A 15289-nucleotide genomic window follows, 5' to 3' on the forward strand; every position below is an offset into this window, starting at 1 on the left:
AGTTCGAGTCTGTCGGCGGGACGCTCGCGGAACACTGCGCCGGGGCCCCGATCCGGGGTGGGTCCAGACCCACCCCCGGGTGGGCGCGGACACCGTGCGAATACGACGCCGGCACCGCCCGGGTGGGGCGATGCCGGCGTTCGCGGGAGGGCGGTCAGACCCGGGTGGACTCCAGGTCGTGCAGGATCCCGCTCGCCTGCTCGACGATCCGGGTGATCAGTTCGGCGCACGAGGGCAGGTCCTCGATCACGCCGACCACCTGGCCCGAGGCCATCACGCCCAGGTCCGGACGGCCGTCCACCATCGCGGCCTTGAGCAACATCGGCGTGTTCGCCGCCATCAACACCTGCGGCCAGCTCAGCCCTTGCGACTTCTTCATCGCCAGGCCCTCGCGAACCATGTCGGTGAGCCTGGTCCCGCTGAGCTTTTGGAAGCGCACCGCGTTGGCGATCGAGCGCGGATAGCGGGCGAGCACCGAGCGCTGTTCGAGCCGCTTGACGAAGTCGGTCGCCAGCACCCGGTGCGGGACGCCGTCGACCTCCTTGGACACGATCGTGCCGTTGACGTCGGTGGCCAGGTAGACGTCCTTGACCGCGTGCCCCACCGGGCTGTCCGAGGTGAGCAGGAAGCGGGTGCCCATCGCGATCGCGTCCGCGCCGTACGCCAGGGCGGCGACCAGGCCGCGCCCGTCGAAGAAGCCGCCCGCCGCGATCACGGTGACGTCGCTGCCCCGCAGGACGTCGGTGACCTGCGGCAACAGCAGCGTGGTCGGGATCGAGCCGGTGTGCCCGCCGCCCTCGCCGCCCTGCACGATCACGCCGTCGACGCCCCATTCGGCGACCTTCTGCGCGTGCCGCTTGGCGCCGATCGAGGGCACCACCAGCATGCCCAGATCGTGCGCCCGCTTGATCAGGTCCTTCTTCGGGGCCTGTGCGAACGAGGCGACCTTGACGCCCTCACGGCCCATCAGGTCGATCCGCTCGGCCGCGTCCGGCGCGTCCGCGCGCAGGTTGACCGCGAACGACTTCGCGGTGCTCTTCTTGACCGCCGCGATCGCCGCGACCAGTTCCTCGTAGGTCATCGTGGCCGACGCCAGGATGCCCAACCCGCCCGCCTCGGCGGTGGCCGCGACCAGTTGCGGGTAGGACACGTACCCCATGCCGGTCTGCACGATGGGGAAGTCGACGCCGAACTTCTCGGTGAACGCGTTGCGCAACGCCGGGTGCGGGCCGGCCGCGGCGCTCACGCCGGCACCTCGCGCGTCCGCATCCCGCGCGGGTCGAGCACGTCTCGCACGATCCGCAGTTCCTCGTTCGTGGGCACCCGCGAGGTGGGCACCTCGCTCGGGATCACCAACTCGAAGCCGGTCGCCTCGACGACCTCATCGACGCTGACGCCGGGGTGCACCGAGCGCAGCCGCATGACCTTCGCGTCGGTCTCGAAGTCGAGCACGCACAGGTTCGTGACGACCCGTCGGACCTCGTGGAAGCGCCCGGCGGAGCCCACCTCGGCGGCCCGGTCGTAGCCGACGCAGGAGACCATGTCCACCTTCGGCGTGAGCACGCGCGCCGAGTGCTTGGGGATCCAGTAGCTGGTGGTGTGGTTGATCGTGTTGCCCGGCCCGCCGCGCGACCCGAGCACCTGGCGCTTGGGCTTGGCCCAGTCGCCGATCGCGGAGATGTTGGCGTTTCCGTGCCGGTCGATCTGCACCGGGCCCATCATCACGTGCCGCCGACCCGAGGCGAGCACGTCCAGCACCTGGCGGTAGGGAATCCAGCCGACGACGGCGAACTCGTCCGGCGTGGCGCCCAGTCGGGCGTCGCCCTCGAAGAAGTACGACTCGCCGTTGGAGAGCATCAGGTCCGGCTCGAACGTCGCGCGGGCCAACCGGGCGCCGATCGTGGGCACGGCGCCCATCGGGCTGCCGATGATCTCGCCGTCGCCGCGGAAGCAGTCCGCGACGGCCGCGACGCACACGTCGGCCCGGGTGGCCTCGGTCAGGGTCTCGGTGCTCACTTGGCCGTCTCCTTCTTGAACTCCGCGACGGCGGCCTGATATGCCGCTTCGTTCTCCACCTCGAGGAATCGCCGCTCGAACGCGGCCCACGCCTCCGGGTCGGCGGCAGCGGTGACGTAGGCCTTCTGGAACGCCTCGTCCCGGCCGTACTCCGGCGGACACTCGGTGAAGTGCGCGCCGTTCGGCGCCTCGACCACACCGTGCGTCATGTAGCGGTGCACGGTCAGCGTGTGCACACAGCCGGCCGCCTTGAGCAGCTCCTCGCTGGGCACCACGCGCTCGGCCGAGACGTACGCCTTGTCGGCCGCGAGGCAGAACAGGTCGTCCATGAACTGGTCGGGGCCGGTCAGCGCGGCGTTGCCGCGCTCGTCGGCGACGTTCGCGTGGATCAGCGCGACGTCCAGGTTCAGCGCGGGCATCGCGACCAACGTCTCGTCGCCGTACGGCGATTCGATCGTCCTCAGGTGCGGCGAGACCTTCAGGATGTCCGAGCCCAGGCCCGCCCGGGTGGGCAGGAACGGCAGCCGCTGGGCAGCGGCGCGCAGGCCGGTGAGGAACATGCCCTCGTCGTATTCGACCGCTTCGACCAGGCCGTTCTCCCGGACGTGGCGGAAGTTGGGCTCCAGCGGGATCGAGTCGAGCGACACGAACGCGTAGACGAGCTTGCTCGCCTTGCCCGCGCGGGCCAGCAGGCCCACGTCGGGACCGCCGTAGGAGACGACGGTCAGGTCCTTGAGGTCGGACCGCAGGATGGCCCGGACCAGGGCCATCGGCTTGCGCCGCGAGCCCCAGCCGCCGATGCCGACGGTCATCCCGTCGGAGAGCTGTGCGACGACCTGATCGGGCGTCATGCGCTTGTCAGCCATGGATGGTTGCTCCCGTATCTACTTCGAGGTGTCCGCTTCGCGACCCTCGGTACCGTGCTCACCCGGGGGACGACCCCCGGACCCCCGGCAAGGGCTCGTGGCGGTCACTTGGGGGTATCGGCTTCGCGACCCTCGGTACTGTGCTCGCCCGGGGGACGACCCCCGGACCCCCGGCAAGGGCTCGTGGCGGTCACTTGGAGGTATCGGCTTCGCGACCCTCGGTGAAGGCGTCGCGCAGTTCGTCCGACACACCGGTCAGGTTCAGTTCGAACGTGAAGCCCTGCTCGTAGCGGTACGAGCGCTTGACGTCGACCGGGTCGATGCCGTTCAGCGACGCCTTCGCGGCGCGGATGACGGTCGGGCTCTTCGCGGCGATGGCCCGAGCCACCTCGAACGCGGTCTCGACCAGCTTGTCCCGGTCGACCAGCTTGTAGATCGAGCCGTACGCGTGCAGTTCCGCCGCGGGGGCGTTCTCGGACGTGTACACCATCTGTCGCATCCGGTGCTGCGGGACCAGACGGGCCAGGTGGGTGGCCGCGCCGAGCGCGCCCCGGTCCACCTCGGGCAGGCCGAAGAACGCGTCGTGCGACGCGACGATGATGTCCGCGTTGCCGACCAGCCCGATCCCGCCGCCCACGCAGAAGCCGTGCACCGCCGCGATCACGGGCACCTCGCAGTCGTACACGGCCGCGAACGCGTCGAAGCAGCCCTTGTTGGCCGCGACCAGCGCGTCGAAGCCCTCGGTGTTCGACATTTCCTTGATGTCGACGCCGGCGTTGAAGCCGCGCCCTTCGGCCCGGAGCACCACGGCCCGGACCTGCGGGTCGCGGCTCGCGTCGCGGAGTCGGTCCGCGAGCTCGAACCAGCCGGCGACGGTGAGCGCGTTGACGGGGGGTGCGTCCAGCACCACCTCGGCGATGCCCTCACGCACCTCGTAACGGATAGCCATGGCAACCAGATCCATTCGGCCGCGTGTGTCGGATCGGCTGATCACGTACCCGTGTACCGGCGGGTGCGGCCGACGCGGCCGTCCGGTCGTGAGAGGCACATCACCACCCGATCTGACTGATCGTCAGATTTCTGCCACCATAGTTGACCCCGAGCGACCCACGCCAGACGGACCGAGCGTGGCGCCCACGACACCGCAGCCCGTCAGGAGCAGGCCATGACGTCCTCCCCCAACCCGCTCGACATGAGCGGACGCGTCGTTCTCGTCACCGGTGGCGGCAAGGGGATCGGACGGGGCATCAGCGAGCGCTTCCTGGCCGCCGGCGCCGACGTCGTGGTCTGCTCGCGACGCGAACCGGAGACCCTGCCCGGCTCCGGCGGACGCACCGCCGCGTACACCCCCGCCGACGTGCGCGACCCCGACACGGCCTTCGCCGCAGTGCAGTTCGTCGAGGAGCGCTTCGGTCGACTGGATGTGCTGGTGAACAACGCGGGTGGCGCGCCGCAGACCGACGCGGCCACCGCGTCGCCCCGGTTCTCCAAGGCGATCATCGAGCTGAATCTGCTCGGTCCGCTCTATTTCGCCCAAGCAGCCCACCGCTTGATGCACCGTCAAGAAACCGGCGGGGTGATCGTGAACATCTCCAGCGTGAGCGGCGTGCGTCCTTCACCGGGCACCGCGGCCTACGGCGCGGCGAAGGCCGGGATGAATTCGCTCACCCGCTCGCTCGCCGTCGAGTGGGCTCCCAAGATCCGAATCAACTCGGTGATCGTGGGCCTGGTCCGGACCGAACAGGCCCACCTGCACTACGGGGACGAGGCGGGCGTGCAGCGCGTCGCGGACACGATTCCGCTCGGTCGGATGGCGGATCCGTCGGACGTCGCGGACGTTTGTCTGTTCCTCGCGTCGCCGATGTCACGGTACGTCAGCGGAGCCGAACTGCTCATGCACGGCGGCGGGGAAATGCCCGCTTTCCTCCGTGCGGCGGACAGCGAAACCGATCATGCGCCCGTAAACTGACGGCATGACAGGACAAGTTCGCACCGTCGACGGCCGCGTCGCCGGGCGACGCGGACAGGCGACGCGGCAAAAGCTGCTCGACTGCCTCCGCGAGATGCTCGACACGTCTCCGTACCGGGACGTCAAGGTCATCGACGTCGCCCGTATGGCAGGCACCTCTCCCGCCACCTTCTACCAGTACTTTCAGGACGTCGAGAGTGCGATCCTCGAGATCGCGAACGACATGGCCAAGGACGGCCAGCGTCTGAAGACTCTCGCCGAGGACCAGAACTGGGCCGGCAAGGGCGGCTTCGCCGCCGCCGAGGCCCTGGCCGACGGATTCCTCGACTTCTGGCGGGACTACGAGCCGATCCTTCGCGTCGTCGACCTGGCCTCGGCCGAGGGCGACAAGCGCTTCTACAAGGTGCGCCAGAAGATCCTGACGGCGGTCACCGGTTCGCTGACCGAGGCCATCGAGAACATGCAGGCCAAGGGCAAGGTCGGCGACGACGTGCACCCGAACGCCATGGCGGGCACCCTCGTCGCGATGCTCGCGGCGGTGGCCGGGCACCAGAAGGGCTTCGAATCCTGGAACATCAAGATGAAGGACGTCCGTCCGGCGCTGTCCACGCTGGTCTACATGGGCGTCACGGGGAAGAAGCCCCCGACGCGTTAAGCCTGTCGGCGAGCGGGAGCCCGACGAACGCCCCGGCCTTCGGCCGTGTTGCCCTCAAACGCCGGACGGGCTGATTATCAGCCCGTCCGGCGTTCGGGTACACATGTCAAGCCCGTCCGGCGTTTGCGGACACCAGGCCGCAGGCCGGCCCGCGCCTAGATTCCCGCGAGTTCCGCGATCCGCTCCCGCTGCGCGCCCCGGTCACCGAACAGGTGCGCGGACGTGATGGCCCGCTTCAGGTACAGGTGGCAGTCGTACTCCCAGGTGAAGCCGACGCCGCCGTGCAGTTGGATCATCTCCTCGGCGACATGCCGGTACGCGGCGGTCGCCGTCGTCATCGCCAGCGGTGCCATCACCGACAGTTCGCCGGGCGACGCGAGCCCCGCCGCCTCCGCCTCGCAGGCCGCCCACGCCGCGTAGTACAGCGCCGAACGGGCCGTCTCCACCTCGACGTACAGGTCCGCGCAGCGGTGCTTGATCGCCTGGAACGAGCCGATCGGCCGGCCGAACTGCACGCGCCCCTTGGTGTACTCGACGGTCGCCTCCAGGCAGCGCGCGGCGCCACCGACCGCCTCGGCCGCCACCGCGATCTCGGCGAGCGCCAGCACCCGCTCCAGCGCCGCGTCGGCCCCGGGAGTGCCCAGCAGCCGGGCGGGGGTGTCCACGAAGGTCAGCCGGGCCTGCTTGCGGGTCTGGTCCAGGGTCGGCAGCGCCGCCCGGGTCAGCCCCGCGGCGTCCCTGTCCACGGTGAACAGCGCGAGGTCGCCGCCCTGGTTCGGAGCGCCCCCGCCCTCGACCCGTGCCACCACCACGATCAGATCCGCGATCAGCCCGTCGATCACGTGCGTCTTGACGCCGTCCAGGCGCCACCCGTCACCGTCCGCCCGCGCGACCGTCTCCACCGCGCGTACATCCCGCCGCCCCGGCTCGGCCAGCGCCAGCGCGCCGAGCGTGACGCCCGCCGCGATCCCCGGCAGGTACTCCGCCCGCGCGGCCTCGTCGCCCGCGTGCGTGAGTGCGTACGCCGTCAGCACCGACGACGCCAGGAACGGTGAGGGGAAAAGCGAGCGGCCCATCTCCTCCAGGGCCACCACCAACTCGGTGAAGCCGAAGCCGACCCCGCCGTACTCCTCCGGAATCGCGAGACCGGCCAACCCGGTCTGTTCGCACACGCGCCGCCACACCGTGGCGTCGTAGCCCGTCTCGGTGGCCATCACGGCCCGCACCGCGGGCGAGTCGCTGTGCTTGTCGAACACGTCCCGGAGTGCTCTGCGGATCTCCTGCTGCTCATCGCTGAACTCGACGTCCACGTACCGCAACTCCTTGGCACTCATGTCGTGCGGGTCGGGACGGTTGCCCGGCCCGAGTTCCGGTCGGCTCCATTGACGATCCGGCAGCCCGCGAGCACCAGTATCTGACACACCGTCATACCTTTAGAACATTGCTTTCGTCACACCTCTGAAACGTCGCGTTACCCCGGGCGTCTCGTGTTGTGTGGCATACACCATCCCCACGCCGACTACTTCGCGCGCAGGCCGAAGGGACCCGTTGTGACCGTTCTCGCCCAGGTGCTTCACGAGGCCGCCCGACGCTTTCCCGAGCGGCGGGCCCTCGTGCACGGCGGAAGCGGGTTCACCTACGCGGGGCTGGACGCGGTGACCGACCAGGTCGCCGCCGGACTGGCCCGGCGCGGCGTGCGGCCGGGTCACCTGGTCGCGCTCGTGCTCCCGTCCGGGCTCGAGTACGTGGTCGCCTACACGGCGCTGGCCCGACTCGGCGCGATCACCACCGGGGTGGGACCGCGCTACACCCCCGCCGAGCGCGCCGCGATCCTGGAGCGGGCCGCGCCGGACCTGGTGCTGGTCACCGAGGACCTGGCCGAGGGCGTCCCGGCCGGCCCCGAACTCGTCCGCTGCGTACCGGCGGCCGACGCGCACGGTGTCTGGGCCGACCTTCGGCTCGACGAGATCCCGCCCGCGCCGCCGGTGACCGGGGACCGGGAGCCGGACCTGCCCGAGACGGTCGTGTTCACCTCGGGCACCACGGGCACGCCCAAGGGCGCGCTGTTCACCTCCCGCCAGATCGCCGCGATCACCGCGATGGACACCGGCGACCGCTGGGGCGAGGGCGGCCCGCAACTGGTCGCCACCGGCCTGCCGCACGTCGGCTTCATGACCAAGTTGGCCGGCTACCTCAAGATGGGCGCGACCCTGCACCTGCTCGGCCGCTGGCGGGCCCAGGACGCGTTGCGCCTGGTCGCCAGGGAAAAGATCCCCTACCTCGGCGGCGTGGCCGCGCAGGTCTCCCTCCTGCTCGGCCGTCCCGAGTTCGACCGCTACGACCTCACCCACGTACGCGGTCTGATCGTCGGCGGCGGGCCGTCCCCCGCCCCGCTCGTGCACGAGGCCCGGACCCGGTTCGGGGCGGGCTACTCGATTCGCTACTCGTCCACCGAATCCGGCGGGCTCGGCACGCTCACCGCGTTCGACGCCCCCGACTCCGAGGCGTTGTTCACGGTCGGCCGCCCCCGACCGGGCACCGAGTTGGAGATCCGCGACCCGCGGACCGGCACCGTCCTGCCGGCCGGCGAGGAGGGACAGATCTGCCTGCGCTCGCCCGCCGTGATGGCGGGCTACTGGCGCGACCCGCGGGCGAGCGCCGCCGCCCTCGACGGCGACGGTCGGCTGCGGACCGGCGATCTCGGCCGGATCGACGAGGCCGACTGCCTGCGGATCACCGGGCGGATGACCGAGATGTACATCCGCGGCGGATACAACGTGTATCCGCAGGAGGTGGAGGCGGTACTGCTCGACCATCCCGACGTGGCCTCCGTGGCGGTGGTGCCGCGGCCCAGTCGGGTGATGGGCGAGATCGGCGTCGCGGTCGTGGTGTCACGTGCCGCATCCGAGCCGTCACTGGCCGCGTTGCGAGAGTTCGCGGCCTCACGATTGTCCGCCCACAAGCTCCCCGAGGCGATCCGCATCGTGCCGGCACTGCCACTGACCGGGATGGACAAAGTGGACCGCAGATCCCTGACGGAACGCGAGAAGTCCTTCGGGGACGTTTAGTAACCGCGCGATGACCAGCAGATATCCGCAACATGTTTGACCAAGTCAGCAAATGTCCAGGTGATCGGACAGATGCGTCGGGACCGGGCCGGTGAGACAGTGGACAGCCCTGACGTCCCATCAGCAAGCTAACTGACTAACCGTCAGCTCGATTCCAGTGTCGATCGGATCTGGCGGCGACGAAAGATCAAAAAGGGACGGGCGCGATGATGCTTCACGACAGCAGAGGACACCACTTCCCGGGGCACACTCGAACCAGCGTCACCGTGAACGCGGATCCGTCGGCCGAACTCGACGTGACCGGCCGACCACTCGCGCTCCGCCCCGCAGACCTGGACCGCTTCTTCCGACCACGCACGGTGGCGGTGATCGGCGCCTCGGACACCGAGGGCCGGCCCGGTGCCCGGATCACCGCGCAACTGACCGCGTGGGCCGACCGGGTGGGCGCACGATTGTTCCCGGTGAACCCCAAGCACGAGCGCATCGCCGGCCGACCGTGCCACGCGGACATCTCGGCCGTCCCCGAACCGGTCGATCTGGCCGTCGTTTTGGTCGGCGACCCAGCCGAGGTACTCGAGCAACTGGCGGGCGCCGGCGTGGGATTCGCGGTCGTGTTCGCGTCCGGCTTCGCCGAGGCGGGTGCCGCCGGGGCCGAGGCGCAGGCCAGGCTCGCCCAGCTCACCTCGGGCGGCTCGCTGCGCCTGTTGGGGCCGAACACCAACCTCAACGCGTTCGAGGAGTTCCGCACCGACCTGGAGGGTCCCTCGATCGCGCTGATCACCCAGAGCGGCCACCAGGGCCGACCGGTCTTCGCGGCGCAGGACATCGGCATCCGGGTGTCCCACTGGGCCCCGGTCGGCAACGAGGCCGACCTGGAGATCGCGGACTTCATCCGGCACTTCTCCGACCAGGAGGAGGTAGGCGTGATAGCCGCGTACGTCGAGGGGTTCAAGGACGGCCGCACCTTCGCGCTGGCGGCCGACCACGCGGCCCGTCAGGGCGTACCGGTGGTGGTGGTCAAGGTCGGACGGACCGAGACCGGCGCGCGGATGGCCCAGTCGCACACCGGCAAGCTGACCGGCGGCGACCGCACCGCCTCGGCGGTGTTCCGGCAGTACGGGGTCACCCGGGTCGACGGCCTCGACGAGTTGATCGACACGTCCCAACTCTTCGCGCGCACCCGGACCCCGCTCGCGCAGGGGGTCTGCGTGTACTCGATCTCCGGCGGCACCGGCGCGCACATGGCCGACCTCGCCGCCGCCGAGGGCCTGTCGGTGCCTCGGCTGGACCGCTCCACGCAGGAACGGCTGCACGCGTGGATCCCGCCGTACCTGACCGTGTCCAACCCCGTGGACAACGGCGGGCACCCGGCGGGCGACGAGCGTGGCCGCAAGATCATCGACACGATCCTGGCCGACCCCTCGATCGGCGTGCTGGTGTGTCCGATCACCGGCGCGTTCCCGCCGATGAGCGACCGCCTCGCACAGGACCTCGTGGACGCGGCGGAGGCGACCGACAAGGTGGTCTGCGTGGTCTGGGGTTCGCCGGTGGCCGACGAGGACGCCTACCGCGAGATCCTGCTCAAGTCGAACAAGGTGGTGGTCTTCCGCACCTTCGGCAACTGTGTGCGGGCGTTGCGCGCCTACTTCGACTACCACCGCTTCCGCACCCAGTACTCGTCGCCGTTCGAGGACGTTCCGCGCACCGCGTCGCCGGCCGCCGCGAAGGCCAAGCGGCTGCTGTCGTCCGGCAAGCCGCTGTCCGAGCACTCGGCGAAGCAGTTGTTGCGCACGTACGGGATCCGGGTGCCGCGCGAACAACTCGTCACCTCGGCCGCCGCCGCGGTGCGCGCGGCCGGGCTGATCGGCTACCCCGTGGTGATGAAGGCGTGCGGCCCGCAGTTGCCGCACAAGAGCGACCTGGGCCTGGTCAAGCTGAGCCTGCGCTCGGCGAGCCAGGTGCGGGACGCGTACCGCGAGATCACCGACGCGGCCAAGGAGGCGGGCACGGGCCGCCTCGAAGGCGTCCTGGTCTGCCAGCAGGTCGACCGGGGTGTCGAGATGGTCGTCGGCATCTCGCACGACGACCTGTTCGGCCCGACCGTCTCGGTCGGGTTGGGCGGCATCTTCGTCGAGGTCTTCGACGACATCGCAATCGGCGTGCCGCCCTTCGGCGCCTACGAGGTCAAGCGCATGCTCGGTGAACTACGCGGCCTCAAGTGTCTCCAGGGCATGCGCGGCCAGCCCCCCGCCGATCTGGACGCACTCGTCGACGTGGTCATGCGGGTACAGCGCATGGCGCTCGAACTGGGCGGCGAACTCGCCGAGTTGGACATCAACCCGCTGATGGTGATGCCCAGGGGCGGCGGCACGGTCGCCTTGGACGCCCTCGCGGTGGCCCGCTAGGACCCTGCGGGCCGGGCTTTGCGACGCGGCGCCCCCGCGCCCGAGGGTCGGCCTCAAACGCCGGACGGGCTGTTCAGCCCGTCCGGCGTTTGGGGCCGACCCAATCCGACCAACGCTCAACGCCGGACGAAAACCCTTCAGCCCGGCCGGCGCTTGAGGCAAAAAACCACCAAGGAGCCAACGCACACATGACCACCGACACCGACCAGGACCTCTTGCACCGCGTCAGCGAGGGCGTCCTCTGGCTCACCCTCAACCGCCCCGCCGCCAGCAACTCCCTCACCTGGGCCCAACGCGAACTCCTGATCGACCTCCTCGCCGAGGCATCCGCGACCGAGACGGTCCGGGCAGTGGTCCTCACCGCCGCGGGCCCCAAGCACTTCTGTACCGGCATGGACCTGCGCAGCTCCCCAGGCACCAAGTCCCTGCTCGCGGCGGCCGCCGAGGGCGCCGAGGGCGCCGAACCCGACGACGCCCCCAAGCCCCCCGCCCGCCCCACCGGCTATGCCACCCGGATGATGAAGACCGGCGTACAGCGGCTGACCAACGCCGTCCTGGACTGCGAGAAGCCGGTGATCGCGGCGGTCAACGGCACCACCGCCGGCTACGGAATGAGCCTGGCGCTCGCGTGCGACCTGGTGATCGCCGCCGACACCGCCCGCTTCATCCAGATCTTCACCCGTCGCGGCCTGGTGCCGGACGGCGGCAGCGCGTACCTGCTGCCGCGCCTGGTCGGCCCGCAGAAGGCCAAGGAGCTGATGTTCTTCGGCGACGACCTGCCCGCCGCCGAGGCGCTCCGGATCGGCGTGGTGAACAAGGTGGTCGCCGCCGACGAGCTTCAGGCCGTGGCCAAGGAATGGGCCGAGCGGCTGGCCACCGGACCGACCCGGGCGTACGCGTTCACCAAGCAGCTGGTCAACCGTTCGCTGGAGAGCGACCGCGTGGCGGCCTTCGACGAGGAGGCGCGGATCGTCGAGCTGAACATGACCTCGCGTGACGCCAACGAGGGGGTCGCGTCGCTGATGGAGCGCCGCAAGCCGGAGTACTACGGCTGGTAGCCGCGCTCCCGACGGTCGGACGGCGGGCCCCGCTGTGGGGCCCGCGGCGGCCCGCCGAGCGCCCGCCGTTCGGTCGTTGTTCGAGCGTTGTGCCTTACGCCACAAGGCAACTGACGAGTCGTCAGATGTGACGAAGGACCCCCTCTCCTTTGATTGACGCAAGGAAATCGGGTGACGTAGCGTCACAGACCCGACGCCCCAAGACACCTGCGAGGAAGTCCACCATGGGCCAGATCGACGCAGCGAGCACGAAGCCGGCGGATCCCGCGGCCATCGCCCTGCCGGAGGGTGAGGGCATCGTCGAGGCCGCCACCTTCCGGCACGTCCTCGGCCACTTCGCCAGCGGCGTCACGGTGATCACCGCGCTCGACGGCGACACCCCGGTCGGCTTCGCCTGCCAGTCGTTCGCATCGCTCTCGCTGGACCCGCCGCTGGTGACCTTCTTCGTGGCGAAGACCTCCACCACGTGGCCGCGGATCCGACCGGGCGGCCGGTTCTGCGTGAACGTGCTCGCCGAGGACCAGGAGCAGCTCTGCCGCGGCTTCGCGGTCAGCGGCGCGGACAAGTTCGCCGGCGTCGCGCACAGCCCCGCGCCGACCGGCTCGCCGAAGCTGGACGACGTGCTCGCGTGGATCGACTGCACGCTGGAGAGCGTGGTCGACGGCGGCGACCACGAGATCGTGATCGGCCGGGTCCAGGCCCTGGACGCGCCGCGGATGGAGTGCGCCCCGCTGCTGTTCTACAAGGGCCGGTTCGGCCACCCCAGCAACAACGGGTAGCCCCGATCCGGACCCGGGCGCCGGGCCGCGGATCCGGATCGGTACACGCGTACCCGCTCAGTGCGCGCCGGCTCCGGTCAGCGCCCTGACCTCGAGTTCGGCGAACTTGCGGTCGTCGTCGTCATCGCGACGGCGCCGCGCGGACATCGCGCCGATCGCGGCACACGCGAAGCCGACCGGGATGGAGATGATCCCCGGGTTCTCCAGCGGAATCGGCGCCGGGGTCGTACAGCTGAACAACGCCGTCGCGTTGCCCACGTCCTTGCGATCCTTCGAGACGTCGCAGTCGGCCGCCTGCTTCGCGGTGAGCTGCTTGATCGCCGGCTTGGTGTCGGAAGCCCCACCCCAGCAGATCGGCGACAGCGCCACCACCAGGACCGAGGTGACCAGGCCGCCGTAGATGCCGAACACCGCGCCGCGCGTGTTGAAGTTCTTCCAGAACAGCGAGAACACGATCGCGGGCAGGTTGGCGGACGCCGCGATGGCGAACGCGAGCGCGACCAGGAACGCCACGTTCAACTCGCGGGCGAACACCGACAGCACGATCGCCGCCGTACCGATCACGAAGGCCGCGATCCGCGCGACCTTGACCTCCTCGGCGTCGGTGGTACGGCCCTTGCGGAACACATTCGCGTACAGGTCGTGCGCGAACGACGAGGACGAGGCCAGCGTCAGGCCGGCCACCACGGCGAGGATGGTCGCGAACGCCACTGCGGCGATGAAGGCGAGCATCAGCGCGCCGCCGGTGGTACCCGCGCCACCGCCCAGTTCCTCGGCCAGCCGGGTCGCGGCCGTATTGCCGCTCGGGTCGGCCTTCTTGATCTCCTTGCTGCCGATCAGGGCGGCCGCGCCGAAGCCCAGGATCAGCGTCATCAGGTAGAACACCCCGATGATGCCGATCGCCCAGGTCACCGAGCGGCGCGCCACGCGCGCGTTGGGCACGGTGTAGAAGCGCACCAGGATGTGCGGCAGGCCGGCCGTACCGAGCACCAGCGCGAGTCCGAGCGAGATCAGGTCGATCTTCGACCAGCCGTCCGTGGCACCGTACTTGAGCCCCGGCTGTAGGAACGACTCACCCGAACCGGACTTGCTCGCCGCCGTGCCGAGCAGGTCGGCGACGTTGAAGTCGAACTTCGCCAACACCCAGACGCACATCACGAACGCGCCCACCATGAGCAGCAGGGCCTTGACGATCTGCACCCAGGAGGTGCCCTTCATGCCGCCGACGGTGACGTAGACGATCATCAGCGCGCCCACCGCGGCGATGACCGAGATCTGCGCGGCGTCGCTCTTGACGTCGAGCAGGAGCGAGACCACCGACGCCGCGCCGACCATCTGGGCCAGCAGGTAGAAGATCGACACGACGATCGTGGACACGCTGGCGGCCATCCGGACCGGGCGTTCGCGCATGCGGTTGGCGAGTACGTCCGCCATCGTGTACCGGCCGGAGTTGCGCATCGGCTCGGCGACCAGGAGCAGCGCCACCAACCACGCGACCAGGAAACCGATCGAATACAGGAAACCGTCGTAGCCGGACAGCGCCAGGATGCCCGCGATGCCGAGGAAGGACGCGGCCGACATGTAGTCGCCGCCGATCGCCAGTCCGTTCTGGAGCGAGGTGAACGAGCGGCCACCGGCGTAGAAGTCGGCCGCCGTACGGTTCCGGCGACTCGCCCAGAAGGTGATGCCGAGCGTGACCGCGACCAGCACGGCGAACATCGCGAAGGTCCAGCCTCGGTTGCTGGACTCCGCGGCGAGTTCGAGAGAAAGATTCACGCTTCGAGTTCCTCTCGCAGTTCGGTGGCGACGGGGTCGAGTCGGGTGCGCGCGAATCGCGAATAGGCCCAGGCGATCAGGAACGTCGAGACGAACTGGAGCAGGCCGAACACGAGAGCGACATTGATGTGGTCGATCGGTTCCTTGGCCATGAAGTCACGCGCGTAGGCGGACATGACCACGTACAACAGGAACCACGCGAGGAACGCGGCGGTGACCGGGAAGATGAAGGACCGCTGGCGCTTCTTGAGCGCCCCGAATCTCGGATCCTGCTCCATTTCCAGATATCCGGTGCGGTCGTCCACGTACGGGGTGCGCTGGCCCGGAACGGACGCCTTGCCGGCGGCCGATGCCGCCCTCTTCTCGGTCGCCGGATCGGACTCGGGGGGACGATCGTGCGTGTCATCGTGCGGAGTCGGCATGGGGCGGTAGGGCTCCTCTCCAGCGGACACCCCGCGCGTGGCCCGAGGCGCCGATCGGGTACCTGACCGCGGTCCGTGGGACCTGGGGCCGCAGCGGAGCGAGTTTAGAGGCGCCGCCGGGACGCGCGGAACCTATCCGATCAACTGAAAGCGGGACTGACTGGTTACGCGGATAACTCACGAATTCCTACCGCCCACGGAATTGACCGAAATTGCCCGCGAGTTCACCGCGACCGACCGAACCACCGTCAAGTTCGCCCGAATTGGTCCGGGGC

General features: G+C 69.8%; 13 protein-coding genes. 6 read left to right on the top strand and 7 right to left on the bottom strand.

Annotated elements, in window-relative coordinates; all coding sequences use genetic code 11:
* Positions 1 to 154: 154 nt before the first annotated feature.
* From ACZ4FV_RS30290 to ACZ4FV_RS30305, 4 genes are all read right to left on the bottom strand, one after another.
* On the bottom strand, positions 155 to 1246 hold the full coding sequence (locus ACZ4FV_RS30290; protein WP_395866993.1) for an NAD(P)H-dependent flavin oxidoreductase: 1092 nt from the start codon (positions 1244 to 1246) through the stop codon (positions 155 to 157).
* The gene (locus ACZ4FV_RS30295) at positions 1243 to 2016 is read right to left on the bottom strand and encodes a CoA-transferase subunit beta (RefSeq protein WP_395866991.1); all 774 of its coding nucleotides are present in this window, start codon (positions 2014 to 2016) and stop codon (positions 1243 to 1245) included. The genes ACZ4FV_RS30290 and ACZ4FV_RS30295 overlap by 4 nt, the downstream gene beginning before the upstream one ends.
* Complete coding sequence (locus ACZ4FV_RS30300) at positions 2013 to 2882, bottom strand: CoA transferase subunit A (RefSeq protein ID WP_395866989.1); 870 nt, start codon at positions 2880 to 2882, stop codon at positions 2013 to 2015. Before ACZ4FV_RS30300 ends, ACZ4FV_RS30295 begins: the two co-directional genes overlap by 4 nt.
* 190 nt (positions 2883 to 3072) lie before the next feature.
* On the bottom strand, positions 3073 to 3831 hold the full coding sequence (locus ACZ4FV_RS30305; protein WP_355533169.1) for an enoyl-CoA hydratase family protein: 759 nt from the start codon (positions 3829 to 3831) through the stop codon (positions 3073 to 3075).
* A gap of 216 nt (positions 3832 to 4047) precedes the next feature.
* Here ACZ4FV_RS30305 and ACZ4FV_RS30310 point away from each other — a divergent pair, with 216 nt between their 5' ends.
* Positions 4048 to 4851: an SDR family oxidoreductase gene (locus ACZ4FV_RS30310; RefSeq protein WP_395866987.1), complete on the top strand. Its 804-nt coding sequence runs from the start codon at positions 4048 to 4050 to the stop codon at positions 4849 to 4851.
* A gap of 4 nt (positions 4852 to 4855) precedes the next feature.
* Positions 4856 to 5506, top strand: a complete 651-nt coding sequence (locus tag ACZ4FV_RS30315) for a TetR/AcrR family transcriptional regulator (RefSeq protein ID WP_395866986.1) — start codon at positions 4856 to 4858, stop codon at positions 5504 to 5506.
* Between the two features lie 155 nt (positions 5507 to 5661).
* On the opposite strand, the gene ACZ4FV_RS30320 is transcribed toward ACZ4FV_RS30315, so the two are convergent.
* Positions 5662 to 6927, bottom strand: coding sequence for an acyl-CoA dehydrogenase family protein (locus ACZ4FV_RS30320; RefSeq protein WP_465323775.1), 1266 nt, complete (start codon positions 6925 to 6927; stop codon positions 5662 to 5664).
* 129 nt (positions 6928 to 7056) lie between these two features.
* Here ACZ4FV_RS30320 and ACZ4FV_RS30325 point away from each other — a divergent pair, with 129 nt between their 5' ends.
* From ACZ4FV_RS30325 to ACZ4FV_RS30340, 4 genes are all read left to right on the top strand, one after another.
* Positions 7057 to 8574 carry a class I adenylate-forming enzyme family protein gene (locus ACZ4FV_RS30325; protein WP_465323776.1) on the top strand — a complete coding sequence of 506 codons (1518 nt, stop codon included), beginning with the start codon at positions 7057 to 7059 and terminating at the stop codon, positions 8572 to 8574.
* 209 nt (positions 8575 to 8783) lie between these two features.
* Positions 8784 to 10979, top strand: a complete 2196-nt coding sequence (locus ACZ4FV_RS30330; protein ID WP_395867040.1) for an acetate--CoA ligase family protein — start codon at positions 8784 to 8786, stop codon at positions 10977 to 10979.
* Between the two features lie 188 nt (positions 10980 to 11167).
* The gene (locus ACZ4FV_RS30335; protein WP_402234593.1) at positions 11168 to 12037 is read left to right on the top strand and encodes an enoyl-CoA hydratase/isomerase family protein; all 870 of its coding nucleotides are present in this window, start codon (positions 11168 to 11170) and stop codon (positions 12035 to 12037) included.
* A gap of 224 nt (positions 12038 to 12261) precedes the next feature.
* Positions 12262 to 12816, top strand: coding sequence for a flavin reductase family protein (locus tag ACZ4FV_RS30340; protein ID WP_395866978.1), 555 nt, complete (start codon positions 12262 to 12264; stop codon positions 12814 to 12816).
* Between the two features lie 57 nt (positions 12817 to 12873).
* Here ACZ4FV_RS30340 and ACZ4FV_RS30345 read toward each other — a convergent pair whose 3' ends face one another.
* Together ACZ4FV_RS30345 and ACZ4FV_RS30350 are read right to left on the bottom strand one after the other, a co-directional pair.
* Complete coding sequence (locus ACZ4FV_RS30345; protein WP_395867038.1) at positions 12874 to 14535, bottom strand: solute symporter family protein; 1662 nt, start codon at positions 14533 to 14535, stop codon at positions 12874 to 12876.
* A 53-nt stretch (positions 14536 to 14588) separates the two neighbouring features.
* On the bottom strand, positions 14589 to 15014 hold the full coding sequence (locus ACZ4FV_RS30350; RefSeq protein WP_395866976.1) for a DUF485 domain-containing protein: 426 nt from the start codon (positions 15012 to 15014) through the stop codon (positions 14589 to 14591).
* Positions 15015 to 15289: the final 275 nt, after the last annotated feature.

Source organism: Embleya sp. NPDC025285 (genome assembly GCF_055558835.1).

What these genes read in the sequence shown, in the direction of transcription:
- ACZ4FV_RS30350 (WP_395866976.1), bottom strand. Translation starts at nt 15,014, where the DNA reads ATGCCGACTCCGCACGATGACACGCACGATCGTCCCCCCGAGTCCGAT.
- ACZ4FV_RS30345 (WP_395867038.1), bottom strand. Translation starts at nt 14,535, where the DNA reads ATGTTCGCCGTGCTGGTCGCGGTCACGCTCGGCATCACCTTCTGGGCG.
- ACZ4FV_RS30340 (WP_395866978.1), top strand. Translation starts at nt 12,262, where the DNA reads ATGGGCCAGATCGACGCAGCGAGCACGAAGCCGGCGGATCCCGCGGCC.
- ACZ4FV_RS30310 (WP_395866987.1), top strand. Translation starts at nt 4,048, where the DNA reads ATGACGTCCTCCCCCAACCCGCTCGACATGAGCGGACGCGTCGTTCTC.
- ACZ4FV_RS30305 (WP_355533169.1), bottom strand. Translation starts at nt 3,831, where the DNA reads ATGGCTATCCGTTACGAGGTGCGTGAGGGCATCGCCGAGGTGGTGCTG.
- ACZ4FV_RS30300 (WP_395866989.1), bottom strand. Translation starts at nt 2,882, where the DNA reads ATGGCTGACAAGCGCATGACGCCCGATCAGGTCGTCGCACAGCTCTCC.
- ACZ4FV_RS30315 (WP_395866986.1), top strand. Translation starts at nt 4,856, where the DNA reads ATGACAGGACAAGTTCGCACCGTCGACGGCCGCGTCGCCGGGCGACGC.
- ACZ4FV_RS30330 (WP_395867040.1), top strand. Translation starts at nt 8,784, where the DNA reads ATGCTTCACGACAGCAGAGGACACCACTTCCCGGGGCACACTCGAACC.
- ACZ4FV_RS30335 (WP_402234593.1), top strand. Translation starts at nt 11,168, where the DNA reads ATGACCACCGACACCGACCAGGACCTCTTGCACCGCGTCAGCGAGGGC.